The organism is Pseudomonas shirazensis (assembly GCF_050496565.1).
In the GTDB taxonomy this organism is placed as follows: Bacteria; Pseudomonadota; Gammaproteobacteria; order Pseudomonadales; family Pseudomonadaceae; genus Aquipseudomonas; species Aquipseudomonas shirazensis_A.
The window spans coordinates 1-304 of the sequence record NZ_JBNWAE010000062.1; the positions used below are offsets into that span (position 1 = coordinate 1).

Annotated in this window: 1 protein-coding gene; it reads left to right on the top strand. The window is 69.7% G+C overall.

The annotated features are described in order from the left end of the window. Positions 1-304 (top strand): AMP-binding protein (locus tag ACQZ2L_RS25125; RefSeq protein WP_430328326.1); only part of this gene is annotated, 304 nt, incomplete at both ends.

The following is a 304-nucleotide window of genomic DNA, read 5'->3' on the forward strand; positions in this document are numbered from 1 at the left end:
ACCGGGCCTGGCTGCTGACGGGCGCATGCTGGCGCTGACTTCGCTGTCGTTCGATATCGCCGTGCTTGAGCTGTACCTGCCGCTGGTCAGCGGCGCCAGCGTGGTGCTGGTGGACCGCGACACCGCCCGCGACCCGGAGCGCCTGTGGGCGCAGATCGAGCAGCAGCAGGTCACTACCATCCAGGCGACCCCCTCGACCTGGCGTATGCTCGCCGACCACCCACGCCTGCCAGCTTTGGCCGGTCGCCAGGTGCTGTGCGGCGGTGAAGCACTGCCGGCGGACCTGGCCGAACGCCTTATCGGT